Below are 25,054 nucleotides of genomic sequence, written 5' to 3'. Positions count from 1 at the left end.
TTTAGGCTTTATTTTGATTGGCTGACCAAACGTACAGCAATTCTAGTGCGATGGTAGCACCAGCTAGCGCGGTCATTTCACTTTGATCGTAGGCAGGAGCGACTTCAACCACATCCATCCCGACTAAGTTGATACCTTTCAACGCGCGAATAATTTTCAAAATTTTATCGGTATTAAGTCCACCGCACACCGGTGTACCAGTACCTGGAGCAAACGCTGGATCGAGGCAATCGATATCAAAGGTTAAATATACCGGTTTGTCTGCAATGATAGTGCGAATTTGCTGCACAATCTCTTCCACCGACATATCGTTGGCTTGCATCGCGTTGATAACATTAAAGCCATGTCCTTCTTGCTTATACTCAGTACGAATACCAATTTGCACCGAATGTTTAGGGGAAATCAATCCCTCTTTCGGCGCATGATAAAACATCGTCCCATGATCATAAGCACTGCCATTAGCATAAGTATCCGTGTGTGCATCAAAATGAATCAACGCCATTTCGCCGAACTGCTTAGCATGAGCACGCAAAATCGGTAAGGTCACAAAGTGATCGCCCCCGAGAGCCAACAAGGTTTTACCATTTTTGATGATTTCACCCGCCGCTGCTTCAAGACGATAGGTAAAATCTTCCGCATCGCCGCAATCGAACACTAAATCACCAGCGTCAATCACTTTCGTCTGGGCAAATAAGTTGAAATCCCATGGGAATTTCTTTCCTTCCCAAGCAAGATTCACTGAAGCACGACGAATCGCATCTGGCCCCATACGAGCGCCAGAACGACCTGAAGTCGCCATATCTAACGGCACACCCAGTACGACCACATCGGCATCGCTATCAATCGGGTTTCTCACATACGGACGACGGACAAAGGTCATCGCATTGGAGTAGAGTGAATAATCAGTTTTCGTAAACAAATCATTCATTTAAAAATCCTCTAAATAAGTATAACCACTCAAGCCTTGCTCTAGCTCTGCTAAAACAATCTCTTGCTCTGCGGCCGCCACACGTTGGCTGACCAATTGACGGTAATTAGCACGAATCGCATCAACATCAATATGCACATAGCGCATCATGTCTTCTACGGTATCGCCTTCATTGATCGAGGTAATTTCCGCGTCTCCGCTGTCAGTAATATTGACCACCACACTGTGGGTATCACCAAACAGATTGTGCATATCACCCAAAATCTCCTGATAAGCACCCACTAAGAAAAAGCCCATTAAATACGGTTTATCCTTTGACCAAGCCGGCACCGGAAGAGTCGTTTCAATCCCTTGCCCCTCAACGTACTGCTCAATCGCACCGTCTGAATCACAGGTGATGTCTAGCATGACGGCACGGCGATCTTCAACATTTTGTAAATCGGACAAAGGAAGCACAGGGAACACTTGATCAATACCCCATGCATCCGGTAATGATTGAAATAAAGAGAAGTTAACAAAGAATTTGTCCGCTAATCTTTCTTGCAGCTCATCAAGAATGGGGCGATGGAAACGATTCTTAGTGCTCATTTTCAAACGTAATTCATAGTAAATACGCAGTGAAAGCTGCTCAATCCATGCACGGTGTTGTAAGTTGATCACGCCCGAAGCAAACAGAGTATGCGCTTCTGATAAATCACTTTGCGTATCATTATAAATTTCAATTAATGCACGTGCATCGGTACCTTCTCGTAAGGTTTCCCAACTGCGCCACATATTTTGCATCAGCACCGGCGCATCCGTTTCTGGCTCGCTGATCTGCTCAGGCATATACGCTTCTGTACCAATAACATTGGTAATCAACACCGCGTGGTGAGCGGTGATTGAGCGACCGGATTCAGAAATAATAATCGGTTTCGGTTGCTCATACAGATTACACATATCAGCAACAACATTGACAATGTTGCGTGCGTATTCTTGTAAACCATAGTTCATCGAGTTCGATGATTGGCTTCGCGTACCGTCATAATCAATCGCTAAACCGCCGCCGACATCAAAATAATCGATCTGCGCACTAAGCTCTCTGAGCTCACAATAAAAACGAGCAGCTTCATTGACCCCATTACGTACGTCACGAATGTTGGCCATTTGTGAACCTAAATGGAAGTGCACCAGTTGCAAAGCTTCAAGTTGATTTTCAGCTCGCAGACGCTCGACCACTGTTAACACTTGTGAAGCCGCTAAACCAAATTTGGATTTTTCACCGCCACTGGATTGCCATTTACCCGCCCCTTGCGACGCTAAACGAATACGGAGCCCTAGACGAGGTTTCACGCCAAGACTCTTGGCTTCTTTTAGGATCAGATCGAGTTCTGAAAGCTTCTCCAAGACGATGAAAACTTTGTGACCTAATTTTTCACCGATTAACGCTAAACGAATGTATTCGCGATCTTTATAACCATTACAAACGATCACTGAACTGGCTTGTTGCGCCATCGCTAGCACGGCGAGCAGCTCGGGTTTACTGCCTGCTTCAAGGCCCAATTGCTTAGTTTCGAGTTCAGCTTGACTGGCTAATATTTCGTCCACTACTTCTTTTTGTTGGTTCACTTTAATCGGATAGACCAACAAATATTTATTAGGGTAATCACACTCTTCAATCGCTTGATTAAAAGCGTCACAAATATTGTGCACACGTTGGTGCAGAATCTGTGGGAAACGAACCAATACCGGAAGATTAAGATTACGAGCTTCAAGTTGTTTGACTATCGAGCTCAATGCGGTCGGATGAGCATTATCCTTTCTTGGTGACACGGTCACTTCACCATGGTCATCAATGCCATAAAAACCTTGGCTCCAATAATGAACATTGTAGTCCGCACGAACACGATCTAATTTGGATGATTTTTCCACTTGATATCTCACAAAAACAGAGAGAATGTAGTGACAGCCACATCATGCCATCACACCTGACACCCTAAATGTCACGCGCTTTATCGGTGAAAAGAGAGGGTGTGTCTAATGATAATAATTTGTCGTTAAGACAAGCTTTAGTTATGGCTAGCACCAATGAGCAAAAATCATAAAAACCTCCGTATTCCATCGCTCCATAGACAGTCAATGAACGCCTTTCATCGATTAGAGAAGCCAGAGCCATTTGGTTGTTAAATCGCCAAAATTATCCAAATCGCTATCGCGGCTTTAAGTACCAAAGGACAATCTTAATTGTGGTTGATTAACGCATTGAAGTTTTTGTTACTGTACAGTGATTCAAAATCGGGCTCTTCAAGAATTAAATCGCGCATTGAAGGGCTTATCTCTATCGCCCGTTGAATATCTTCCAACGCTTGTTCATCTGCGCCTAAACGAGCATAAGCACACGCGCGCTGATACAACGCAGGCCCGTTATCGTCATCGAGTTCTAACACTCGGTTACATAAACTCATCGCCCAGTGATATTCTTGCATTTCCATAACGGCATCAGCTTTATAGGTTAACGCTTCGAGATCGCCAGGACGAATTTTGAGGATTTCGTCATACACTTCAATTCGCTGTTCTGCCGTCTGCACACTTTGCGATCTCAGCCATAAATTATGGATCTCATTAATCACTTCAATTTCACGGTTATTGTCAGTAATAATCCGGCTTTTGCGCTTTAAATCTTGCTCTAAAGCGACAAACTTACGTTCATATTCTTGAGCGATTTTATTAATGCTTTTATCGGCCATCTCCCGAGTATTATGTTTCACTTCACGCAGCGATTGCCAACCAATTAAAGCCACTAAAGAAGCCACACCAGCAATGACATAGAAAAAGTAAGTCACGGTAACATTAGAATAACTCAATGACCGATCGGCGACGGACAATTCACGGTCGGTAATTTGAATGGTTAAGCGACGTTCTAAATCTTGTTGATCCTGACGTAATGCTCTCAATTCATCGAGGATGTAACGTTCGACTAATGGCCTATCCAAAAGGGGCGATTCTGAATATGGCGGCTCACGATCTTCCTGTGCCCAAGCGACTGACCCTATCAGCATCACCATGGCAAAGATTATTCGGTAAATGTGTCGCACGTACTACGCTCCTTACTGTTTTACTGCCACGTTTCGTTTAGCGATTGATTTAGCTTGCAGTGGTGTCGATATTAACGGCATGATTTCGACTTATCACATGATCATCAGAATCATGGAAATACACACCCTGTTCATCCACCACTCACCTTATATGACTTGGAGATGCCAATGGAAAACATTTCAATTCAAAGCATCAGCAACCAAAAAACGGGCATATTTTTTATAATTAAGCGTTAATATTAACAAATTTAAGTCAAAAAATCATCAAAACGCTTAACAAGCAGCATAAAAATTGTTTCGAACTCTATCCATACTTTCTCTATCCTACCTCCACGAAAATAATTCGATTGAAATTCCGTATATTTCAGTTATTTTCACTGCCATTTAATGGATTCATCCCACATCACTTGCCGTTGCAGGTAAGCGACAGATAAGAGTCGAGCATGACTCTCATCATCCCTATAAAGATAGATAGATAAACCATACGATTGGAGAGCAACGAACCTAGCCAGCATCGCTGCGTTTCAAGTAGGAAGAGGATAACTGTATTATGCAAGTGCTTTCTTTATTACAAGATAACTACCAATGGGCACTCTCTGTGCTCATCTTACTGCTCTATCCTAAACTGGTTTTTTTGAGTTTGCGGGTATTGGATAAAACCGTTGGGCAACGGGAAGATAGTGACCGATTACAGCGGGTTAAATGGCTACTCAAAACCTCGCTTTTTGTGATGATTCTCTTAGGGATCATGATGATCTGGGGGATCGAATTACGTGGGCTATTGGTGATCGGCTCTTCGTTGTTTGCTTTGATCGGGGTGGCTTTATTCGCAAGCTGGTCTTTACTCAGTAATATTACCTCCTTCTTAGTGCTGTTTATCCAAAATCACTGCCGAATCGGATCTTGGGTAAAAATCATCGATGGGGGTAACTTTATCGAAGGACGATTGGTAGATATGACGCTATTTAATGTCGTACTCGAAACCTTAGACGGTAATCGAGTTCTCTACCCGAATAATTTATTTATTGTTCGTCCAGTTGTGGTTCTCGCCAAAGCTCCCGAAAAAAGTGCCAAAAAAACACAAAAAAAACAATTACCAAAGCTATCACATCGAAGTATTGATTGATGTTCACCGCTACCCTGATCAAAGGCTGAATAATCAGCCTTTGATGTCCAAACCGTGTATCTCCGAACGACTACGCGTTCGCGATTTGACGATGCCCCTCTTCAAGATGAACAAAATCAACCAGATCATCCCCTGACACTTGATACGCTTGTCCAAAACCTTTCACAAATAATCCATGCTCTGGCTTTAAGCAAAATAGTGAGAAGTCTTCAAGTTGACTGAGGTTATCAATAATGTCACCAAATCGCTGTTGCATTTGTTCAATCACCTGTTGCCATAGCGGCGAGTGACGTTCAATCATGCTCGCTTGGGCATCAAACGTTAACCGCTTGCGGGCAAACAGCTGCTTAGCCGTCGATTCATCTTCAATCATCATGATCGATACTTGAGGGTTGACCGCTAAATTACGCGCATGACGCGCAATATGAGAAATCAGAATAAAGTAGCCTGCTTGATTTTGTACAAAGGGAGCATAACTTACATTTGGTTTACCTTGTGCATCAACCGTCGCGAGCTGTAATGTCGTGCGCTGTTGACGAAACTCTTTAATTTCTGGCTCTAAACGGCCTTGTAGTCTTTCTTGTTTAACTTGCTGTTCCATTGACGTTCTCCTTACCAGGCGATTATTTAAATTGTTGTTGCATCGTTTGAAAACGATCGACCTGCTGAGCGATAAGCTCTCGCTTGTCATCGCGGCCTAAATAAATCTTAAAAATAGAATCCCCCTGCTGAGTGAAAAAACCAAAATAGTGGCTCTCTCGCCCCATAAAAGGTTTACTGACCAAAGCAACGTGATCAATCAACTCTAATTTTAAGTGGCCATGAAGTTGGCCTGGTTGCCCCAACAAGTTGTAGTAACCACGCGCCATTTTACCCTTCGGTAACGGGGCTTTGATTTCAAAAATAGAGTCAAATGACTGCACGATAGTGGTCACGTTTGTCCCCCAGTCAGCAATCTCCGTTAATACCATCTGCGCATGATCACCCGAGAGCAGGGTAACCATTTCGTTAGGAAAAGCAGACACGACAGCAAATTCACTCACGCTTAAACGTTCAGCAATCTGTGCTGGGAGTAATGCGGGCTCATCATTTAATAACTGCGCCACTTGGTGTGATAATTGTTCCATTTTGTTATCCAATACGATTACGTGAGTACCTCAACGCGGCTAAGAATAATTAGACACAAACGATAATGCAATTGATAATTGATATTGTTTGTATTATGAGTAATAATTTGCGCTCTTGAAACCAGAAATAGCCAATACCGCGGCAGCTTCACGTAGGCTGGGTATAACGTGGCCCATTTAGTTAATGAGCAGCATTATGAAATTGTCCATACCTTTTATTCGGCGACTTGCCAGTGTTTTATTCCTCTTGTGCGCTCATCATTTATCGGCAGCGGAGCGTGTGATCAGTGCAGGGAGCAGTGTTACTGAACTTATCTTTGCGTTAGGTGGACAAGATCAGCTCATTGCGGTTGATGTAACCAGCAATGAACCGCGCACGCGTGAATTACCTCAAGTGGGTTATCACCGACAGCTCTCGGCAGAAGGCTTGTTAGCGTTGAATCCAACCCAATTAATTGGCTCAGAGGAAATGGGACCAGAAAGTACCCTACGCCAGCTACGCTCTGCAGGTATCAAAGTCAATATCATCAACAGTGATCCTCATCCGCAAGGTTTGCTTGAACGTATCGACCAAATCGCCCAGTTAATTGACCGCCAATCGGTAGCGAAAACATTAAAACATCAAGTGAATGGGACATTAGAGCAACTTAAAGAGGGACAGCCTGATCAATCGCCACTCAAGGTGCTATTTTTACTGCTCCATGAAGGGCGAGCAGCCAACGTCGCGGGCTCAAATACCATTCCTGATACGCTGATCACTTTAGCTGGCGCTCGTAATCCTGCTGCGGAGATGATTTCAGCCTATAAACCCTTATCGATGGAAGCGCTGATCACCATGCAGCCAGACGTTATTTTGGTCAGCGGCCGTAGCTATGATCAGCTCGGCGGAGCAGAGGCGATTCTAGAAGCACTGCCGATGTTAAAAGCGACACCTGCGGGTATCCATCAACGCATCATTACCATTGATGGTCATGCACTCGTCGGCGGCGTCGGCCTGAAAACCATTCAAGAAGCACTGCGTTTGCAAGCGCTGCTCTATCCAAAGGGATAATAGCCGTGTTACGTCATGTGCCTATTCATCTATTACTTATTGCCTTAGCGCTAAGTTTGGGAATATTAAGTTTAGCTTCCATTACCGTTGGACCTATGTCGATCAGTTTTCGAGATAGCCTATATAGCTTACTATTTCGCTCTGATGATATTGCGACTCATATTAATCTGGTTATTCACCAAATTCGTCTCCCACGCACTCTCCTGTGTTTATTGGTTGGTGCAATATTAGCGCTCTGCGGGGTTGTTATGCAGGGCTTGTTTCGTAACCCTCTCGCTGAACCAGGGATCATTGGGGTATCTGCAGGTGCGTCATTAGGCGCAGCGCTCGCCATTGTATTACTCGCCTCTTTTGAATTGAATGCCACATGGATGAACATGTTCACGCTCCCCTTGTGTGCTTTTATCGGCGGAGTATTAACAACGTTACTGGTTTATCGACTAGGCACCAGTCAATTGGGAACTTCAGTGACCATCATGCTATTGGCTGGCGTAGCGATCAGTGCGCTTTCTGGGGCAGGGATTGGCTATTTAAATTTTCTGGCTGACGATCAAATGCTGCGTGATCTAACCCTATGGTCGATGGGTTCATTTGCTGGCGCTAATTGGACACAAATCTATTTGTGTCTATTCGCACTGGGAATATTAGCTTATTGCTTTCATCGTCGAGCGATGGCACTGAATGCGCTTTTGCTGGGTGAATCGGAAGCTCGCCACCTAGGTATTGGCACTCAGCAACTCAAGCGAGCGCTGATCATACTTTGCGCCGCAGGCGTTGGTATCACGGTCAGCGTGGCTGGGATGATTGGTTTTGTCGGCTTGGTCGTGCCCCATTTAGGGCGGATGCTCGTTGGCCCTGATCATCGATATTTATTACCCGTCTCCGCTCTCCTTGGTGCATTACTGCTGACTTGCGCCGATATGTTTGCCCGAGTTGCCGTTGCACCAAGTGAATTACCGATCGGGATTGTCACAGCGCTCGTCGGTGCTCCCTTTTTTCTCTATTTACTGTTTAAACAAAAAGGGAAACTGTTTTAATGCTTACTCCAGCGATTCAAGCGCATCACTTAACGGTCTGTTTTCATTCAAAATCGATATTAAAAGATATCAATATTGAACTCCATCATGGCGAAGTCACCGCTTTACTTGGTCCTAATGGTGCGGGGAAAAGTACCTTATTGAAGGCGTTAAGTGGCGAGATTGACACCCACTCTCGCATTCGTTTCTTCGGCCAACCTCGCGAAAACTGGTCAGCAAAGACCTTAGCAAAGCATGTCGGTATTTTACCGCAAAGTAGCTCATTAAACTTTCCATTTACGGCTCAAGAAGTGGTCGAACTTGGTGCAATCCCGCTTGATATTGGCCATCGACAAACTCGGCAATTAGCGCGTTATTATATGCAAAAGACCGATGTTTTACCGTTAGCTAATAGGCTCTATCCTGAACTCTCAGGAGGAGAAAAACAGCGTTTACATTTAGCAAGAGTGCTCACCCAACTGCATCAATCCGGTGCGCAAAAAGTCTTAATGCTTGATGAACCCACCTCGGCATTAGACTTGGCGCACCAACATAATACCTTGCTTATCGCTCGTCAGTTAGCTCGTGAAGAACAATGCGCCGTCGTGATTGTCTTACATGATTTGAACTTAGCGGCGCAATACGCCGATCGGATGGTGATTCTTCATCAAGGGCACATTGTCTGTGATGCTCCACCGTGGCAAGCTCTGAGCGCCGAGATGATCAAGCAGGTCTATGACCATCATTCGATGGTCGCCCCTCACCCGACGTTAGATTTCCCAATGGTCTACCCGGTTTAATCAAGCTCACTCATCGCAATGATCGATTTACCAATCAACCACTCTAATTGTTGGCGACTTTGTGGTCCCCATTTGTCGTCAACCAGTTTATAAAGCCGACTCATCATTTGCGCTGAAAAAAACTCGGCACGCTCAGCCATGACCACATGTTGAAACAATAAACGCAGTGTTGCCATAAAAGTCGGAGTCGTGCGTAGCGCCTTCAACCAGCTTTCTGCAAATTCATTCAACCCTTGTTCTAGCTCTAAATGTTCCGTGAATTGGTGAAAAATTTTGCTTTCTAACGCTAACGCAAAATCAGTTTTCTTAGGGAAGTGATGACTAATACCCGTTCTCGAGACCCCAGTCTGCTGACTTAATGTGGTATAAGACATTTTGTCGTATCCCAACCTGAGCAGTTGATCGATAACGGCATCCATAATTCTTTGAATCGTAATTTCAGTATCTTCTTTACTACGTTTTGGCATGGCTCATGCTCTTCATCAAAGGGTGATTATTCGGCTAGATAGTTCAAAGACTGTTGTTCTTGCGAGGTTAAATAGTCAGCAAACCGTCGGGATCATCTTACAAAGTCTTAATGAAGACAATGAAACCGGTAGCATTATGACAAAAAACTGTCACTCATTCGCACAAACTCTTGACGCATATCACAAGATATTGCCACGTACTCATCGTTCATCTACGCTTCACTGACTACTCAATCATAGTATGAATAATTGATTTATCTAGATTATGCCCAGATAACCACTTCAACTGATATCAACATTAACCAATTCCATCGCAAGCGGATATTAAGTGGTAAGCGACATCATAGCAGGCTAAAATAGCCTTAGTTTTTATAAGAGGATAATGAGATGACCAATCAATGCTACGTAGAAGATGAAGTATGTGAAGCCTGTGGTGTTGCCGGAGAAATGGGATTTATCATTAAAGAAGGTGACGAAGTTGCCGAAGTCACCATTTTTGCGACCGAACAAGATTTACTTCAACAAGAGTTTGATAAATACCTACAACTCGCTCAACAAGTGTGTGCCAACGTTGAATATCAAATTCTTCCTACTCAAGAAGCCAATAAACTGCATGCTCAATTCAAGTTTGAAGTCAGTGCGGAAAAGTTGATTTTTGAGCTTAAGTCGCGTTCATTATTCCGCTAAAGTGCTCAGGTGAGCGATCACTCGCTCGCCTGATACCCGCAGCAATACAAAGGTACAACCATTCATTGAAAATCCGCAGCATTAGACCGATACTTTTACCGTGGTCACCAATACAAGGATGTCAGCCATGCGGCGCTGGTTACTGGGTGTATTGAGCTTACTATGCGCACTGCCTTTGCTCGCCATCCCTCTTGATTATTATAAAATACTCAACCATTTGGATAATTATGGTAACCTCAATTTACGCAATAAACCTTATACTGAATTGCCTAATGGCCTTGAAGTCAAAGGCAACCTTAATATTGCGCAAACCTCGATTAAAAGTCTGCCTCCTCAACTTCGCGTAGAAGGCAGTTTGGAAGCGAGTAATAGCCAACTGCAACGTATCCCTCGCGGAACCTTTATTCGTGGTTATGCGAATCTACTCGGCTCACAAATCACCCGTTGGCCTGCTGGCGTTAATGTCGGAGGGTACATCAATTTGACCGATACCCCGCTTGAGCAGCTACCGCCAAGGTTGGTCGTTAAGGGAGATTTAAGCGTCGTCAGAACCCCACTAGCCGAACTTCCAGAAGGCTTGGTCGTTCAAGGTGATCTGTATATTGGCGGTTCCCAGATCACCCGTTTTCCAGACACCATGACGGTCAATGGCAACATCTTTTTAGGAGGGAATCAGATTCAACAATGGCCGACCAATCTTACCTTAGGCGGAGCCGTCGCCCGATAAGAATTAGCTTAGCTGAAATGAATTAAGGCATCTCACCTAAAATCAATTGACACAGTTGTTGATACTGTTCAACTTGACTGGCAAACAGGGTCTCAATGACTAGCGCTTCTTTTACCCCTGACAGACGGCGCTTTCGTGCCTCACGCACCAATAATGCCAAATGATACTCTTTACTGATCCCAAGATGGCTGTCTGGCGTCCATTGACTCAATACTTGACTTAAACCGGTGAGTTTGAGTTTGGGTTCAAAGTTTTGTACTTCATACTTCAGCACTTGCAATAAATGAGGATACACTGGAGTTGTAGAGACAGGCTGTTGTAAGCGTTGTAAAATACTGCTGCTCAAGTCATTGTGTTTAATCGTTCCAGCCTGCGAAGGAAACGGACAGCGCAGGCGGACTGAAAAATCCACTCGTGTGATTTGAGTATTCGGAAAAAAAGTTAATGCACACAAGCAATCGATGGGAATCCATAATGCTTGGTGGGCTTCTATGGCGTATTCATGTTTGCCAAGTCGAAATAAGACTAAACCGTGATTCACTTGGATTAAGCTATGCTTACTCGTTCGTTTTCGCGCCGTCACTTGCAAATAAGGAAAAGTACAAGTTTCAGATTGAATCGCGTAGTTCATGGTTGGCCTCATGCATTTTAAGGGCGCTAAGAGTAACGCTTCTTGATAAAAAAGCCAACTGAACTGAACCTTATCAGACTGATTCTGGTCTGACCTTGTAAATTATGTGCTTATGATAGCTGCGAGTCACTCAGAGTATGCGTAGAATAGGCGAGCTTTTTATTTGATGTACAATACTATGACCTCAACCAACGATCCTTATTTAGATATACGTCCTTATAATGACGATGAAATTCCTGCGGCGCTTGACCGTTTAATCAATGATGAAGAATTTATCTCGGCGATTTTGCAGCACCGTTTTGCTCACCAACCTGCTTGGCTCAGACCACTATTGAGCCCTATCGTAAAAATCTATTTGAAATTTAAGTGGGCCAAACTGACTTCGGTTGAAGCCATTCAGCTAGAGGTAAAGAAATATCTCGATCAAACCTTGGAACATACCACCAATGGCGTTACTTATAGTGGGCTTGATCAATTAGATAAAAATCGCTCTTACCTTTTTATCTCTAATCATCGCGATATCGCCATGGATCCTGCGTTAGTTAATTATGGTCTGCATAAAAGCGGTCATCGAACGGTACGCATTGCGATTGGCGATAACTTATTGAAGAAACCCTGTGCCACGGAATTAATGCGTCTGAATAAAAGCTTTATCGTGCAACGTTCTGCTAAAGGACCGCGCGAAATGATGAAGATGCTCGGTACGCTATCAGGCTACATTAAGCACTCGCTGGAGACGGGTAACTCGATCTGGATCGCCCAGAAAGAAGGACGGGCCAAAGATGGTAACGATTTTACTGATGCGGCGATTTTAAAAATGTTTCATGTCGAAGGACGTAAACAAAAAGTTGATTTTGCTGAATATATGCAATCACTTAATATTGTACCGGTATCAATTGCTTATGAAAATGACCCTTGCGACGTCGCCAAAGCACGCGAACTGTATGAAAAAGCGACTCACGGCCAATACCAAAAAGCCGAATTTGAAGATATTGAAAGCATTATTCAAGGGATTGTTGGCGAAAAAGGACGAATCCATGTTGCCTTTGGTGACGTAATTAGCGAGCCTTTTGCTACTCCAGAAGCCTTAGCCGATGAAATTGATCGCCAAATTCACGCTAATTATCGTCTCTATCCAATCAACTACTTGGCGGCGAATGTCGACCACGAGGAGATACAGGATGAGCATAAAGTGCAACTGGAAGCGAAGTTAGCTCAACTCCCTGTTGATGCTCAACGTTATTTGCTCGACAGTTACGCCAATCCTGTACGCAATAAAGCTTAATTGTTGCCCACTTAATTGAGCCACTCCTGACATTTCAGGAGTGGCTTTTTCTTTTGGCCTGTCGCCGATTTATGAGCTTATTACTTCAATATCGGTTTCAGGAACACTGCAACACGCCAATACTTTACCAAGATGGCGTTCATGATCGGGCAAAGCCAATGCCTCCGGTTGTTCAACACGACCCGATTGCACCGTCACTTTACAAGCGCCACAAAAACCCGCTCGACAACTGTTGGCCACTTTTAAACCCGCTCGCTCGGCTTGCTCAAGCAACGTGGTCTGGTTATCGCCTTGAAACGCCTTTCCATCGAGTGTGATGGTGAGGGGCTGATACGCTCGATTAACCGATGGTGTCACCGTAAAGACCTCCTGGTGATAAGCCGTTTCTGGAACACCTAGCTTCAGCAACAGGTTTTTCGCTTTTTGCATAAATCCATCTGGCCCACAGACAAAAACCTGCCTCTGTATCACATTCTCTATTTTTTTGAGATGAGATAAGGATAGTCGTCCTTTTAAAGCAGGCCAATCGATAGAAGGCTGAGTCAAACTGATCATCAGCGTTAAGCCCGAATGAGCAGAGCGTAAAGCGTCTAGCTCATCACGAGCGGGAATATCGGCTTCACTACGGCATTGGTGATAAAATACAATATCTTGCATCATTTGGTGGTCCGCTAAATAACGCAACATCGATAACATCGGCGTAATGCCACTGCCCGCAGACAAGAATAATAGCGGCTGAGATAAATGCTCATTGCGCAAATGAAAATTTCCCTCAACAGATTGGGCGACTAAACTCTCCCCCACCTGAAGATGTTCCAATAACCAATGAGACACTTGCCCACCATCGATCGCCTTAACGGAAATCGCTAAACGCCCCGGCCGAGAAGGGCTTGAAGAAAGCGTATAGCGACGATGATGCACTTTACCGTCAATAATCACTTCAATCGGTAAATGTTGGCCGGGGAAATACTCGGGGAAATCACTGCGTTGTGGCTCTAACCAAAAAGTCACAAAATTATTGGCGATGGTCTCGCGTTCAACGCAACGCATTTGATAGTGGCGCTGTCCTTGGTCAAGGTAGTGCTCTTTTTCTTTGTATTCCAACACTTCGATCGGATCATTAACCGAGATCATTCCTTCATTTTTGGCAATCAAGTTTTGACCGAAAAACACGCCGCCGCGTTGATTGGCACGAAATTGAGCTAAGGTTCTTAACGGTTCCGTACTGGGGCGAAACTGCCCCGTACTCATATCAACCGTGGTCAAAATACAGCGTTCACAGGGTTTGACCAGTTCAAATTCAACCTGACCAATTCTGATCCGCTTCCAGCTATCTTCGATGAAAGGCTCCCCGCCAGAAACGACCAAGTTGGTTCGAAATTGCGTCATGCTATGTCGCTCTGGGCTACGGCGGTTCAACTCATCCAACGACGCTTGGCTAATTAATAACAGGGGATAACCATCAGCAAAGCTGACATTGCTGCCGACTTTCTCGCGTACTCGATTGGACTGCTCACCTGTAAAGAGTAATTCAACCCGCTGACCCAACGCAGCACTGAACCAATCATCCGCTTCGTCGGTGGTGGTATAAGCGGTAAAATTATCATCCCAGACTTGAGCCTGCGCCACTTGGCGTTTAAACGTACTATAACGCAGCGTTAAGGGCTCACGACCTGGCGCAGTAAAAATCAATCCATCGGCGGTTAATGCTGAGCGAATCGCCACCATAGCTGGGTACTTTCGCGCCGTTACCATACTGCCATCCGCCAAAGCAACCATGAAACGGCGATCAAACATCAACCCTTGTTTTTCAACCCAAGCGGTAGATAGCGATAACCCTGCCGTCGATTTAACCGGATAAATACTAATTTGTGAAAGCTGCACAGCCGACATGGTGATTCCTTATTGGTATTTTTATTGACGCTAAGCCTAACGGAAAACCGAGGGAAATAAAAAGCCGAAAACAAAGAAAAAGATGATATTAAACCACTTTTCCTCTATCATCCTGTCGCCTAAACGGAAGCGTTTGCGTCATAAGTACGTGAACATGGTTTAGGCTCCAATCATTCAACTTTTCCATGGTGGGAGCAATTCATGACAACCTTTACCCTGACTCGTCCCGACGACTGGCATGTTCATCTACGCGATGGTGATGTTTTACAAGATACCGTTCGAGACATTAGCCGCTATAACGGACGTGCACTGATCATGCCCAACACCGTCCCACCGGTCACCACGACTGATATGGCTCTTGCCTATCGTGAACGCATCTTAGCGGCTAAACCTCGCGCTCACTTTCAACCCTTAATGACTCTGTATCTCACCGACAATACTTCGCCTGATGAAATCCGTAAAGCCAAAGCATCCGGTGCGATTGTAGCGGCGAAACTTTACCCAGCCGGTGCGACTACCAACTCTGACTCTGGTGTCACTGACCCGAAAAAAATCTACCCAGTTCTACAAGCGATGCAGCAAGAAGGATTACTGTTATTGGTGCATGGCGAAGTAACGACACAGGATGTCGATATTTTTGATCGCGAAAAGACCTTTTTAGAGACCGTATTAGCGCCTATCGTCAACGACTTCCCAAACTTAAAAATTGTCTTAGAACACATTACGACCGCAGAAGCCGTCGCCTTTGTCAAACAAGCTGGGGAGAATGTCGCCGCGACGATCACCGCACATCATTTACTGTTCAATCGTAACCACATGTTGGTCGGCGGCATTCGTCCACATTTCTACTGTTTACCAATACTCAAACGAGCAACCCACCAAGACGCCCTAGTTGCCGCGGCCACCTCTGGCAATAAAAAATTCTTTTTAGGCACTGATTCCGCGCCCCATGCACAAGGCCAAAAAGAGTCCGCGTGTGGCTGCGCAGGATCATACACCGCGCACGCCGCCCTTGAGCTGTATGCCGAAGTGTTTGAGAAACAAGCTAAGCTTGAAAACCTCGCCGCATTTGCCAGTCATAATGGGCCTGATTTTTATGGCTTACCCCGTAATACAGATACTGTAATGTTAACTAAGCAAGCTTGGTCCGTGCCTAATACGATGCCGTTTGGCAACAACATGGTCGTTCCAATACGAGCTGGTGAATCTATTCACTGGACGGTGAAATAAACCGAGACACCAATTGCAGTACCCGCTTATAACGCTTAAGCTCATGACTTTTCTTACTCTCATTAGGGAAAGTCATGACTACTGCTTATCGTTACCCCATTGGCACACGCGGTCAACCATGGACCGAACAAGAACGTCAGGCTTGGCGTGCACAAACTAAGATTCAGTGCCCTTATCAAGCGGTGGTGGAGGCGATTAATGCTTTATCGGAGCAATTTTGTGTTGAGCAATACGGCGCACTGTCTTACGACCCTGAGCGATATCCGCTGCTATGTGTTAAAACTCAGCCTTGGCATGCAGATAAACCAACCCTTTTAGTCACTGGCGGAGTACATGGTTATGAAACCAGTGGTGTTTTTGGTGCTCTGCAATTTTTAACCGAACAGGCTTACCGCTACGCGGAACAGATGAATATTGTCGTAGTTCCTTGCGTCAGTCCTTGGGGGTACGAAACGATTCAACGCTGGAACCCCAATGCGTTAGATCCTAATCGTTGTTTTTATCCAAACAGTCCAGCAGAAGAGTCGGCTTCCCTGATGGCGCTGGTCGACAAACTACCGGCGATACTTGCCCATATTGACTTGCACGAAACCACCGACAGTGATGAAAACGAATTTCGCCCCGCATTAGCGGCGCGCGATGGTATCGATTATCAGCCGGGGCATATTCCTGATGGCTTTTATACGGTAGGAGACAGCGAGAATCCGCAGTTGGATTTTCAAGCTGCAATTATTGAGTCGGTACGCCAAGTCACTCACATCGCACCCGCCGATCAACAAGGTGAAATTATTGGCTCACCGGTTATCCAAGAAGGGGTGATTGTTTACCCAGTAAAAGAACTCGGCTTATGCGCTTCAGTCACAAATAGCCAGTACTGCTCAACTACCGAAGTGTACCCAGACAGTCCACGGGTCAATAGTGACGACTGTAATGCGGCTCAAGTGGCAGCGATCGTGGGCGCTTTAAACTATTTATACCCAAAAACTATTCATACCCAAACGACTTGAAGTTGCAGGTAAGCGGCAAGTGAGTGAATACCCATGAGCATAGGCAAATCATGTGATTGGGGTGAACGAACGTAGCCAACACTGCTGCCACTTCAAGTCGGAAGCGAGTACTGGCTTGATAAGCTTAAGACAGCAATCGGTTCTTATACTGCTCCGGCGTTTGTCCGGAGTATTTTTTAAACATACTAATAAACGGACTGGCCTGATTGTAGCCCAAGGTTAATGCTACTTCTTTGACCGATTGCCCATGACGCAATAACTCCATCGAATGCAAATAACGCACTCGCAATCGCCATTCGGTAAAACTCATGCCTAATTCTGCCTGACAATAACGGGCTAACGTTCGCTCGGTAGTATGGATACGCTGTGCCCATTGCGAAAGTGTTGTTTCATCGGTTGGATGTTCTTCAATCGCTTTGAGTATCGGCGACAAATATTTGTGATGACTAGAAGGCAGGAAATGGTGCTGCGTCTCCTGCGTGGCTAATTGATCGAGTAACACTTGTACTAAACGCTGATCTTCACGACGGGTTGCGACACTCACTGAGCGCTGACGAAAGTCATCAATGATCGCCGAAACAATCGGGGTGACTTTAATTAGACTGGTTTTTTGTGGGAAACCTTCGGTCATTTCAGTCGCAATATTTAACGAACAGTACGCTAACGGACGTCGGTTATAACTTTTATGGCGGATCCCTGCGGGTACCCAAATAGCCAGATGGGGCGGAGCCAAAAAACGTACTTCTTCTGCCTCCATCTCAAGAATACCTCCGGAAATTAACTGCACTTGCCCCCAAGCATGGCTATGCTCTCGAGTCTCCGTATTAGAAAGAAAAGCCTCAAAATTCATGAATACTGCTGACGGAGCCTGCTCAATAGACAGGGAGGGATGAAGGTTTCTGCTGCGTTGATTCAAACTTGTCTTCCTATCGCTCAAAGTGTCTTTTTAAAGATATATATAATCATAGAGACCTGTCAAACTATAGCCAACAATAACCGACTCTGAGGCAGCGATGATTTATTTTCTCCCTTTGTTCACCGTGCTGATTTGGGGTGGCAACACCATTATCAATAAGATGGCCGCCAGTACCATAGAGCCAAGCGCAATGAGCTTTTATCGCTGGTTGCTCGCGATGCTGATCTTAAGTCCTTTTTGTTTACCAACCGTTATTCGGCAGCGTCACATCATTCAACCCTATTTGCCTAAGCTCGCTGGCCTAGCATTACTGGGCATGGTGTTGAATCAATCTTTAGGCTATTACGCGGGATTAACCACCAGCGCTTCAAATATGTCACTCATTACCTCATTGGTGCCGCTATTGAGTGTGTTTATTAGCGTACCCTTACTCAATAAACGCATTTCTGGCTTGAGTATTACTGGAGGTCTGCTGTCATTGATCGGTCTTGCATTAATGCTGGGTCAAGGCGATGTGTTATTTTTCCTTCATCAATCGATCACTCCCGGAGACGGTTTAATGGTCTTGGCGGCGCTGGTGTATGCTTTGTATTGCGTACTGCTCAAACGCTGGAAGATGCCACTAAGTAGCTGGACGATCATCTACTTACAAGGCGTATTAGCCGTATTCATGCTGATTCCATTATGGTTGACCAGCGAACAACTTCTGCCTACCGAAGGGTCATTGCCACTCATCGCTTACGCTGGTATTGCCGCCTCACTGCTTGCGCCATGGATGTGGGTAAAATCGATTGATGCCATTGGTGCCGATTCATCGGCGATGTTTATGAATTTATTGCCAGTGGTCGCGGTGACATTAGCTGCCACCTTGTTGGGGGAATACATTCATCAGTATCACTTCATCGGCGGTTTAATGGTCATTAGCGGAGTCATTTTATCCCAAGTGCGCATTCGACGTCGTTCGACTTTAGAACCGATAGAAAAAGCCTCAACACCATAAACCACAGCCAACGGTTCGCTCAACGAACGTTGGTCGATGGAACCAATATTCATGTTCGTTTTGTGTGAAACGAAGCTTAAAACGAACCAAAAACACGAATAATTTGCTCTCGTTGATTGAATTTAGTCCATTAAACCGTACACTTAGCGCACTTCAAAGTATAAGGATAGGCCTGTGAAAGCGGTTAAACGTCATCAAGAAATCATTGAACTGGTGCAAACTCAAGGGTTTGTAAGTACGGAAGAACTGGTCGAACGATTTAATGTGAGCCCGCAAACCATTCGTCGCGATCTTAATGAATTAGCCGATGCTAACCAACTCCGTCGTAATCATGGCGGAGCCACCATCGCCACCAGTTCGGAAAACTCCTCCTATCATACTCGTCAGATAACCTCGCAAGCGGAAAAAGAAAAAATCGCCGCGGCTTTAGTCAAACATATCCCCGATGGTGCAACGCTGTTTATTGATATTGGTACCACGCCGGAAGCGATTGCTCGCGCCTTGATGTTAGAGCACCACCACTTACGCGTTGTCACCAACAACATTAATGTGGCGACCATTTTGATGAGCAAGCCTGATTTCAATATTATTCTGGCAGGCGGTGAAGTGCGAAATAAAGACGGTGGTGTGACCGGAGAAGCCACTCTCGACTTTATCTCTCAATTTCGGCTCGATTTCGGTATTCTGGGGATCAGTGGTATCGACTACGATGGTTCGTTGCTCGACTTCGATTATCATGAAGTACGAGTCAAACGCGCGATCATCGAAAACAGTCGTTGCGTCTATTTAGGCGTTGATCACAGCAAGTTTGGACGTAACGCTATGGTCAAATTAGGCACACTCGCCGATATTGATCTGATCATCACCGATCAAGCGCCGCCAAAGGAAATTGAACATTTTGCCAAAGAAAACGAAGTGACTATCCAAGTTACGCTCTAAGGGGTTAAACAGTCCGGTTATCGCCAACAGCTGGGAATGGCGGATCAGTGAAAAATGAGTGAGAGTCAAAATAGGCTCTCACCATGGCGATATGCACAGATAAACGATGTCATTAGGATAATCGAATATTAACTCTACAGCAGTAACAAAGGGATAACACCATAAGGATAATTGCGGACATTATCTCTATTTAAGTATATTATCAGTTCAGTTAGCGCCTTTGTTGTCAATGGTCATTTATGCAAAAAATTCTGCGCCTGCTCCAAGAAAATCCTTTTATTGATAGTTTTCAAGCTCTGCAATCTACGTTGGCTAAGATGAATCATCTCATTGAGCACGAATACTTTTTATTTGGCCTTTCTTTACAGACGACATTAACCAGTAACGACACCCTCATCGCCGATAATTACCCTCTCGCTTGGCGTCAACAGTACGACGAATCGCAATTTATGTTGATTGACCCGATTGTTCGCTACAGCATGACTAACTTTTTACCGATCCGCTGGTCGGAGATTCGCGCACATCATCAAGATAGCCAGATCATTTTTGAAGAAGCTCGCCTTAATGGCTTAAAAGAGGGATTCTCGATTCCAGTGCACGGATTAAGAGGCGAATTCGGGATGCTCAGTTTCGCGACCTCAGACACACGTCATTACGACCTTAATCTTCCGGCTATTCAGGCCTCGCAACTGCTTGTCCCCTTATTGGCACAAAACATAGACAATATTGTCCGCTGCCACCGTGAGGCAAAGCCCAGAGCAGAGTTAACCTGTCGTGAAGGACAATGTTTAAGTTGGGCAGCGGAGGGAAAAAGCGCTTGGGAAATTGCGCAAATTATTAATACCTCAGAGCGAACGGTGAAATTTCATCTCTCTAACGCTTGTAAAAAGCTTGGTGCGACGAATCGCTACCAAGCCATTACTAAAGCGATTTTAGGCGGTTATATTAACCCTTATTTATAATGTTAAGCGCCGACACTCTCTCGGTACCGCTCATTCATTGGGATAGATAACGCCACAGATCGTGTTGACCCGAGTACATGCACTTGTTGATTGCCTAACCTTTCACAAGGGATCCCTAAGCGTTGAATGAGTTTTTCGACACCAACCGACGTTACGGTTACATAACGCGTAATACGCTGCTGTTGCGCATGATGATAAAGCGATTGAAACATCTTCATCGTTACGTTACTCACCCCGCCAGCCAGTGCTGAGAACTCCTTATCCACAGCAAAACGACTCAATTCATACACCTGCGAATCTCGCGGTGCAGTCATCGCCCCAAGTAACTCTGGGAAAGTGTTTTTTAACATATAATCCGAGGTCGTCGGTAAAATTCGCCAACAGCCCACTATCTGTCCCTGTTCTCCCTTGGCATATAAGTAATGCGCTTGGGGTATATCATACTCATCGCTTTCTAAGCCCCCTGCGGTTTTTAACTGCCAATTAAGACGCTGATAAAAAACCTTATAACGTAAGCCTAATAATGCAGCATAGTCTTGCTCAGGTAATGTCGTGAATGAATGACTGTAAATAGAAATGGCCATGAGACTTCTCCTTTGGTTAATGGAGAAATCACGCTATACAAACTTGACGCACAAGAAACCTGTTCGATCGAACAGTTACATCACTCACCTTGATGCTCTATGATCAGGTCAGCTGAATTACTAACAATCAGTTGGCAAATTGATTAGGTACATACTTCAAAAAATTTAATTCGTACCGTGTAACTAACCCCTCTTTTTGAGGGGTTTTTTATTGCACACGAGAGATGCATCCCGTTGATCCATTGATACTCCACTGAATGGAATTGCAACCAAACGCGCATCACAACGCTCAGAGCATCAACTATTTACCTTATCTGCATAACGACAACTTCACAAAGCCAAATGACGTTAAGATACGCTTTGCTTGATCTATAGTAATCTTATCGAGATAGCGATAGTCACATTAAGGAATGTATACATGAGTTTTGGCAAACGAGAGATAACCCTACGCTTTTTAGCAGAACCTGGCGATGTTAACTTTGGCGGTAAAGTTCACGGAGGCGCGGTCATGAAATGGATCGACCTTGCCGCTTATGCGTGCGCTGCTGGCTGGAGTGGTAAATATTGTATTACCGCTTATGCCGGTGGCATTCGTTTTGTTGCCCCAATCCATGTGGGCAACTTGGTCGAAGTCAACGCTAAAGTCATCTACACAGGCAAAACCTCTATGCATGTCGCGATCGATGTGCAAGCCAGCGAGCCGACCGCACTAAACAATCGCCTCACAACACATTGCATTGTGATTATGGTCGCCGTCGACGAACAAGGTAAACCAACCCCAGTACCAGAATGGCAGCCCACCTCAGCTGAAGACATCGCTTTACGTGAGTCGGCAATACGTTTAATGAACATGCGTACCGAAATTGGCGAAGAGATGGAAGCTCACGTCAAATACCTAAAACCCAAAACCTAAGCTTGACTCTAATGGTAAAAAAGATAGCTAATACTTTATGCGTTGTCGTATGCCCAAGCACCTTAGTGTTGTAGGTAGATGGTGGGCATTCATCTATCAGCATCGATAATCATCTGATTGGGACGGAGGAATGCTGCCGAGTTATCGATCATTACGCACCGCGGCAGCTGCAAATAGAGGGGAGATAAACGTGGCTTGAACACTCCGCTCGCACTGTCTACAATAGCGCACTTTTTCGTAACTTCAGGTCACATATGATGAATGACACAACCGCAAAACCAGCCTTACCCGATCGTCTAGCCAGTAATTCTCGTAGCCCTTTCTTTGTCGCAGAATGCTTTGATCATGCGATTGGCATTCGCTTTAACGGCAAAGAACGCGGTGATGTAGAAGAATACTGTATCAGTGAAGGCTGGATTAAAATTCCTTCTCCTAAAGCGAAAGATCGTTACGGTAATCCAATGCTGATTCAACTCAAAGGTACAGTAGAAGCGTATTACGTATAATACTCCCGCTATTTATGCGTTAAGAAAGGCAACATTGATCCCGATGAATTCGAATCGGGATCAATGGGCCTGATATGCATGGATAAACCAGAGAAGAGAAGAAAATAAAGGTAATCTTATGAATCCAATTATAGCCCTCTTAAAAGAGCACGCGATCAGCGACCAACAAATCAATGACGTGTTTCAAGCACTGACACAAAATCCACTCGCAGCAATGGCCACCATTAGCCAACTGGGCTTACCTCAAGATAAATTGCAACTGTTGCTCGCTCAAGTAATGCAAAATCCAGCGTTAATTAAACAAGCCGTCGAAGAGCTTGGCTTAGATTTTTCAAAAGTCGAAGAAGCACAAACCAAGCTTCGTAGCTAAGCGCTTCATCGTCTTTTTCTCGTTCACCCTCAAAGCAAAGTCCTATTGCCTCTCTATACCCAAAAACTTGGAGTTGCAGGTAAGCGGCAAGTGAGTCAATCCCCATGAGCATAGACAAACGATGCGATTGGGGTGAACGACCCCAGCCAACACCGCTACAGCTTCAAGTACGAAGGGGATAACAACATCTCCTGTCATTGAAACGTCATCTCGCTTTGCTTTAATTGGTCTGTAGCACCGATAATACCCGCACAACTGACGCCAATCTCATGCAATCATAAAGCGGCCAAACTGGGCAAAGTCCGTGTTCTACCCCGTGGGATGAACATACTCTTATCCCCGATTGAGGTTAAATAATAACAACGAGAAAAACCATGTCCTTAACACTCGATAAAATTACGCTCAGTGAATCGACCCTACTCGATGCAAAAGCCGTTGAGTATCAATGGGTTCGTTCGTTATATGTCGAAGGCTACTCTGCCGATGAGATTAACCATTACATCAAAGCCTGCTTTGGCGGCGATGACACCTTTGCCGATCTGTTTCGAAAGGTGGCTCTAAAGCAAGAAAGCTTATATGTCCTTTTGCAGTACATGAGCTGCGCTCCCTCGACTCGAGAGCTGTAACCCGCGATACAAAATCTTCGATCTGCCTCGCATCCAAATGGCATTCTGCTGTTTGTTCTCTGCTTATTGTTTATCATCTTCAACCGTAGCGAACTCGGCAAACGTCAGGCATAAAAAAACCTGAGTTAAACTCAGGTTTCGGTTACAAAAACTGTTAGTCATGAAGCTAGTAAGGAATAGAGCTAACAGCCAGCTATGCGTAACGCCAGAACTCATATCGAACTCAACTGATCGGCGGCCAAACCAAAAGTGTTGAGTCGATACAAAATGGGCGACCTGATGGTCGCCCTTATTATTGTTATCCTTTCACACCGCCAGCGGTTAGGCCTCCAACGAGCCAGCGCTGTGCAATTAAAAAGACCGCAGTAATAGGTAATGCTGACAATACCGCCGCCGCAGCGAAATTACCCCACAAATAGTTTTGCGGATAAAGGTATTGTTGCATTCCAACAGCCAACGTATAAGAGTTTACATCAGATAGTAATAAAGATGCTATCGGAACTTCACCGACCACCATGATGAAAGATAAAATAAACACCACGGCTAAAATTGGCACCGACAATGGCAGTAAAACCAATCTAAACGCTTGCCAAGGTGTGGCACCATCAAGGGCCGCGGCCTCTTCTAACGAACTATCGATACTTTCAAAGTAACCTTTAATCGTCCAAACATGCAATGCAATACCGCCTAAATAAGCAAAGATTAAACCACCATGCGTGTTAAGCCCTAAGAAAGGGATGTATTGACCTAATTTATCAAACAACGCGTAAATGGCGACCAAAGCCAATACCGCAGGAAACATTTGAAAAATCATCATCGCTTTTAAGATGGTTTCTTTGCCCTTAAAACGCATCCGTGCAAACGCATAAGCCGATGTTGTCGACAGAGCCACAATAAACACCGAGCTGATTACCCCAACTTTAACCGAGTTCCACAACCAAGTCAGCACTGGGAAAGGCGGCGGGATCACCGTGCCGTCGGCGTGCGTAACCGTCATACCTAATGCCAATTTCCAGTGCTCAAGTGACGGCCGATCGGGGATAAGGCTGCCCGTCGCAAAGTTACCTTCACGAAATGAGATAGCAATAACCATCAATAATGGGAAAATAATCAGTGATAAAAATGCCCATAACGCGATGTGTGAGGCCCAAACTCGATATTTGAGCGACTTTCCTTGAACCATAGCCAT

General features: G+C 44.9%; 27 protein-coding genes. 16 read left to right on the top strand and 11 right to left on the bottom strand.

What is annotated here, in order from left to right:
- Position 1 precedes the first annotated feature (1 nt).
- From speB to CAG58_RS01385, 3 genes are all read right to left on the bottom strand, one after another.
- Entirely contained in the window at positions 2-928 is a 927-nt protein-coding gene (speB, locus tag CAG58_RS01395; RefSeq protein WP_154170747.1) for an agmatinase, read from the bottom strand.
- Positions 929-2,839 (bottom strand): arginine decarboxylase, encoded by a 1,911-nt coding sequence (gene speA / locus CAG58_RS01390; RefSeq protein ID WP_161429603.1) that lies wholly within the window; start codon positions 2,837-2,839, stop codon positions 929-931.
- Positions 2,840-3,147: 308 nt separating this feature from the next.
- Positions 3,148-3,972 (bottom strand): tetratricopeptide repeat protein, encoded by an 825-nt coding sequence (locus tag CAG58_RS01385; RefSeq protein WP_202598167.1) that lies wholly within the window; start codon positions 3,970-3,972, stop codon positions 3,148-3,150.
- A gap of 580 nt (positions 3,973-4,552) precedes the next feature.
- On the opposite strand from CAG58_RS01385, the gene CAG58_RS01380 reads away from it, so the two are divergent.
- A complete protein-coding gene (locus CAG58_RS01380; protein WP_161425101.1) occupies positions 4,553-5,128 on the top strand; it encodes a mechanosensitive ion channel domain-containing protein in 576 nt (191 codons plus the stop codon).
- Between the two features lie 70 nt (positions 5,129-5,198).
- Here the strand turns inward: CAG58_RS01380 and hutZ are convergent, their stop codons facing one another.
- A complete protein-coding gene (gene hutZ / locus CAG58_RS01375; RefSeq protein ID WP_154170750.1) occupies positions 5,199-5,729 on the bottom strand; it encodes a heme utilization protein HutZ in 531 nt (176 codons plus the stop codon).
- Positions 5,730-5,751: 22 nt separating this feature from the next.
- Positions 5,752-6,255 (bottom strand): heme utilization cystosolic carrier protein HutX, encoded by a 504-nt coding sequence (hutX, locus tag CAG58_RS01370; RefSeq protein WP_161425100.1) that lies wholly within the window; start codon positions 6,253-6,255, stop codon positions 5,752-5,754.
- A gap of 196 nt (positions 6,256-6,451) precedes the next feature.
- Between hutX and CAG58_RS01365 the strand changes: the two genes are divergently transcribed.
- Genes CAG58_RS01365 through CAG58_RS01355 form a run of 3 tightly spaced genes read left to right on the top strand, consistent with a single transcriptional unit; the run spans position 6,452 to position 9,122 of the window.
- On the top strand, positions 6,452-7,306 hold the full coding sequence (locus CAG58_RS01365; RefSeq protein WP_237665954.1) for a heme/hemin ABC transporter substrate-binding protein: 855 nt from the start codon (positions 6,452-6,454) through the stop codon (positions 7,304-7,306).
- Positions 7,307-7,311: 5 nt separating this feature from the next.
- Complete coding sequence (locus CAG58_RS01360) at positions 7,312-8,343, top strand: iron ABC transporter permease (RefSeq protein WP_161425099.1); 1,032 nt, start codon at positions 7,312-7,314, stop codon at positions 8,341-8,343.
- Positions 8,343-9,122: a heme ABC transporter ATP-binding protein gene (locus CAG58_RS01355; protein ID WP_158137224.1), complete on the top strand. Its 780-nt coding sequence runs from the start codon at positions 8,343-8,345 to the stop codon at positions 9,120-9,122. Before CAG58_RS01360 ends, CAG58_RS01355 begins: the two co-directional genes overlap by 1 nt.
- Here CAG58_RS01355 and CAG58_RS01350 read toward each other — a convergent pair.
- On the bottom strand, positions 9,119-9,589 hold the full coding sequence (locus CAG58_RS01350; protein ID WP_161425098.1) for a TetR family transcriptional regulator: 471 nt from the start codon (positions 9,587-9,589) through the stop codon (positions 9,119-9,121). The genes CAG58_RS01355 and CAG58_RS01350 overlap by 4 nt on opposite strands.
- 387 nt (positions 9,590-9,976) lie before the next feature.
- Here CAG58_RS01350 and CAG58_RS01345 point away from each other — a divergent pair, with 387 nt between their 5' ends.
- Positions 9,977-10,276 (top strand): YfcZ/YiiS family protein, encoded by a 300-nt coding sequence (locus tag CAG58_RS01345; RefSeq protein ID WP_004396702.1) that lies wholly within the window; start codon positions 9,977-9,979, stop codon positions 10,274-10,276.
- A 127-nt stretch (positions 10,277-10,403) separates the two neighbouring features.
- On the top strand, positions 10,404-11,003 hold the full coding sequence (locus tag CAG58_RS01340; RefSeq protein ID WP_161429604.1) for a hypothetical protein: 600 nt from the start codon (positions 10,404-10,406) through the stop codon (positions 11,001-11,003).
- Positions 11,004-11,025: 22 nt separating this feature from the next.
- Here CAG58_RS01340 and CAG58_RS01335 read toward each other — a convergent pair whose 3' ends face one another.
- Positions 11,026-11,634, bottom strand: a complete 609-nt coding sequence (locus CAG58_RS01335) for an AraC family transcriptional regulator (protein ID WP_158137223.1) — start codon at positions 11,632-11,634, stop codon at positions 11,026-11,028.
- Positions 11,635-11,812: 178 nt separating this feature from the next.
- Between CAG58_RS01335 and CAG58_RS01330 the strand changes: the two genes are divergently transcribed.
- Entirely contained in the window at positions 11,813-12,919 is a 1,107-nt protein-coding gene (locus tag CAG58_RS01330) for a 1-acyl-sn-glycerol-3-phosphate acyltransferase (protein WP_004396705.1), read from the top strand.
- Between the two features lie 69 nt (positions 12,920-12,988).
- Here CAG58_RS01330 and CAG58_RS01325 read toward each other — a convergent pair whose 3' ends face one another.
- Entirely contained in the window at positions 12,989-14,812 is a 1,824-nt protein-coding gene (locus CAG58_RS01325; RefSeq protein WP_161426625.1) for a hybrid-cluster NAD(P)-dependent oxidoreductase, read from the bottom strand.
- Between the two features lie 201 nt (positions 14,813-15,013).
- Between CAG58_RS01325 and pyrC the strand changes: the two genes are divergently transcribed.
- Positions 15,014-16,042, top strand: a complete 1,029-nt coding sequence (gene pyrC / locus CAG58_RS01320; RefSeq protein ID WP_161426626.1) for a dihydroorotase — start codon at positions 15,014-15,016, stop codon at positions 16,040-16,042.
- Positions 16,043-16,116: 74 nt separating this feature from the next.
- Positions 16,117-17,049 (top strand): M14 family metallopeptidase, encoded by a 933-nt coding sequence (locus CAG58_RS01315; RefSeq protein ID WP_161426627.1) that lies wholly within the window; start codon positions 16,117-16,119, stop codon positions 17,047-17,049.
- Between the two features lie 124 nt (positions 17,050-17,173).
- Here CAG58_RS01315 and CAG58_RS01310 read toward each other — a convergent pair whose 3' ends face one another.
- A complete protein-coding gene (locus CAG58_RS01310) occupies positions 17,174-17,965 on the bottom strand; it encodes an AraC family transcriptional regulator (protein ID WP_161426628.1) in 792 nt (263 codons plus the stop codon).
- 97 nt (positions 17,966-18,062) lie between these two features.
- On the opposite strand from CAG58_RS01310, the gene CAG58_RS01305 reads away from it, so the two are divergent.
- From CAG58_RS01305 to CAG58_RS01295, 3 genes are all read left to right on the top strand, one after another.
- Complete coding sequence (locus CAG58_RS01305) at positions 18,063-18,965, top strand: DMT family transporter (RefSeq protein ID WP_158137220.1); 903 nt, start codon at positions 18,063-18,065, stop codon at positions 18,963-18,965.
- A gap of 174 nt (positions 18,966-19,139) precedes the next feature.
- Positions 19,140-19,904, top strand: a complete 765-nt coding sequence (locus tag CAG58_RS01300) for a DeoR/GlpR family transcriptional regulator (RefSeq protein WP_154170756.1) — start codon at positions 19,140-19,142, stop codon at positions 19,902-19,904.
- 239 nt (positions 19,905-20,143) lie between these two features.
- The gene (locus CAG58_RS01295) at positions 20,144-20,866 is read left to right on the top strand and encodes a LuxR family transcriptional regulator (protein WP_161426629.1); all 723 of its coding nucleotides are present in this window, start codon (positions 20,144-20,146) and stop codon (positions 20,864-20,866) included.
- 2 nt (positions 20,867-20,868) lie between these two features.
- Here the strand turns inward: CAG58_RS01295 and CAG58_RS01290 are convergent, their stop codons facing one another.
- Positions 20,869-21,450, bottom strand: a complete 582-nt coding sequence (locus CAG58_RS01290) for an acyl-homoserine-lactone synthase (RefSeq protein ID WP_161426630.1) — start codon at positions 21,448-21,450, stop codon at positions 20,869-20,871.
- A gap of 418 nt (positions 21,451-21,868) precedes the next feature.
- On the opposite strand from CAG58_RS01290, the gene CAG58_RS01285 reads away from it, so the two are divergent.
- From CAG58_RS01285 to CAG58_RS01270, 4 genes are all read left to right on the top strand, one after another.
- Positions 21,869-22,363, top strand: a complete 495-nt coding sequence (locus CAG58_RS01285) for an acyl-CoA thioesterase (RefSeq protein WP_004396713.1) — start codon at positions 21,869-21,871, stop codon at positions 22,361-22,363.
- 257 nt (positions 22,364-22,620) lie between these two features.
- Positions 22,621-22,869, top strand: a complete 249-nt coding sequence (locus tag CAG58_RS01280; protein WP_040905130.1) for a DUF3297 family protein — start codon at positions 22,621-22,623, stop codon at positions 22,867-22,869.
- 118 nt (positions 22,870-22,987) lie between these two features.
- Positions 22,988-23,239 carry a DUF2999 family protein gene (locus CAG58_RS01275; RefSeq protein ID WP_072670739.1) on the top strand — a complete coding sequence of 84 codons (252 nt, stop codon included), beginning with the start codon at positions 22,988-22,990 and terminating at the stop codon, positions 23,237-23,239.
- Between the two features lie 374 nt (positions 23,240-23,613).
- On the top strand, positions 23,614-23,865 hold the full coding sequence (locus CAG58_RS01270) for a hypothetical protein (protein ID WP_040905134.1): 252 nt from the start codon (positions 23,614-23,616) through the stop codon (positions 23,863-23,865).
- A 298-nt stretch (positions 23,866-24,163) separates the two neighbouring features.
- Here the strand turns inward: CAG58_RS01270 and malG are convergent, their stop codons facing one another.
- Entirely contained in the window at positions 24,164-25,054 is an 891-nt protein-coding gene (gene malG / locus CAG58_RS01265) for a maltose ABC transporter permease MalG (protein WP_004396716.1), read from the bottom strand.

It is taken from the genome of Vibrio sp. V31_P5A7T61, assembly GCF_009904895.1.
Taxonomy (GTDB): Bacteria; Pseudomonadota; Gammaproteobacteria; order Enterobacterales; family Vibrionaceae; genus Vibrio; species Vibrio metschnikovii.
Note: the sequence above shows the minus strand (reverse complement) of the source record. Positions and strands in the feature narration are given on the sequence as shown.

Coding starts and splice junctions, on each gene's coding strand:
- speB (WP_154170747.1), bottom strand. CDS start 928: ATGAATGATTTGTTTACGAAAACTGATTATTCACTCTACTCCAATGCG.
- CAG58_RS01385 (WP_202598167.1), bottom strand. CDS start 3,972: ATGGTGATGCTGATAGGGTCAGTCGCTTGGGCACAGGAAGATCGTGAG.
- CAG58_RS01380 (WP_161425101.1), top strand. CDS start 4,553: ATGCAAGTGCTTTCTTTATTACAAGATAACTACCAATGGGCACTCTCT.
- hutZ (WP_154170750.1), bottom strand. CDS start 5,729: ATGGAACAGCAAGTTAAACAAGAAAGACTACAAGGCCGTTTAGAGCCA.
- hutX (WP_161425100.1), bottom strand. CDS start 6,255: ATGGAACAATTATCACACCAAGTGGCGCAGTTATTAAATGATGAGCCC.
- CAG58_RS01365 (WP_237665954.1), top strand. CDS start 6,452: ATGAAATTGTCCATACCTTTTATTCGGCGACTTGCCAGTGTTTTATTC.
- CAG58_RS01355 (WP_158137224.1), top strand. CDS start 8,343: ATGCTTACTCCAGCGATTCAAGCGCATCACTTAACGGTCTGTTTTCAT.
- CAG58_RS01350 (WP_161425098.1), bottom strand. CDS start 9,589: ATGCCAAAACGTAGTAAAGAAGATACTGAAATTACGATTCAAAGAATT.
- CAG58_RS01345 (WP_004396702.1), top strand. CDS start 9,977: ATGACCAATCAATGCTACGTAGAAGATGAAGTATGTGAAGCCTGTGGT.
- CAG58_RS01340 (WP_161429604.1), top strand. CDS start 10,404: ATGCGGCGCTGGTTACTGGGTGTATTGAGCTTACTATGCGCACTGCCT.
- CAG58_RS01335 (WP_158137223.1), bottom strand. CDS start 11,634: ATGAACTACGCGATTCAATCTGAAACTTGTACTTTTCCTTATTTGCAA.
- CAG58_RS01330 (WP_004396705.1), top strand. CDS start 11,813: ATGACCTCAACCAACGATCCTTATTTAGATATACGTCCTTATAATGAC.
- CAG58_RS01325 (WP_161426625.1), bottom strand. CDS start 14,812: ATGTCGGCTGTGCAGCTTTCACAAATTAGTATTTATCCGGTTAAATCG.
- pyrC (WP_161426626.1), top strand. CDS start 15,014: ATGACAACCTTTACCCTGACTCGTCCCGACGACTGGCATGTTCATCTA.
- CAG58_RS01315 (WP_161426627.1), top strand. CDS start 16,117: ATGACTACTGCTTATCGTTACCCCATTGGCACACGCGGTCAACCATGG.
- CAG58_RS01305 (WP_158137220.1), top strand. CDS start 18,063: ATGATTTATTTTCTCCCTTTGTTCACCGTGCTGATTTGGGGTGGCAAC.
- CAG58_RS01295 (WP_161426629.1), top strand. CDS start 20,144: ATGCAAAAAATTCTGCGCCTGCTCCAAGAAAATCCTTTTATTGATAGT.
- CAG58_RS01290 (WP_161426630.1), bottom strand. CDS start 21,450: ATGGCCATTTCTATTTACAGTCATTCATTCACGACATTACCTGAGCAA.
- CAG58_RS01285 (WP_004396713.1), top strand. CDS start 21,869: ATGAGTTTTGGCAAACGAGAGATAACCCTACGCTTTTTAGCAGAACCT.
- CAG58_RS01280 (WP_040905130.1), top strand. CDS start 22,621: ATGAATGACACAACCGCAAAACCAGCCTTACCCGATCGTCTAGCCAGT.
- CAG58_RS01275 (WP_072670739.1), top strand. CDS start 22,988: ATGAATCCAATTATAGCCCTCTTAAAAGAGCACGCGATCAGCGACCAA.
- CAG58_RS01270 (WP_040905134.1), top strand. CDS start 23,614: ATGTCCTTAACACTCGATAAAATTACGCTCAGTGAATCGACCCTACTC.
- malG (WP_004396716.1), bottom strand. CDS start 25,054: ATGGCTATGGTTCAAGGAAAGTCGCTCAAATATCGAGTTTGGGCCTCA.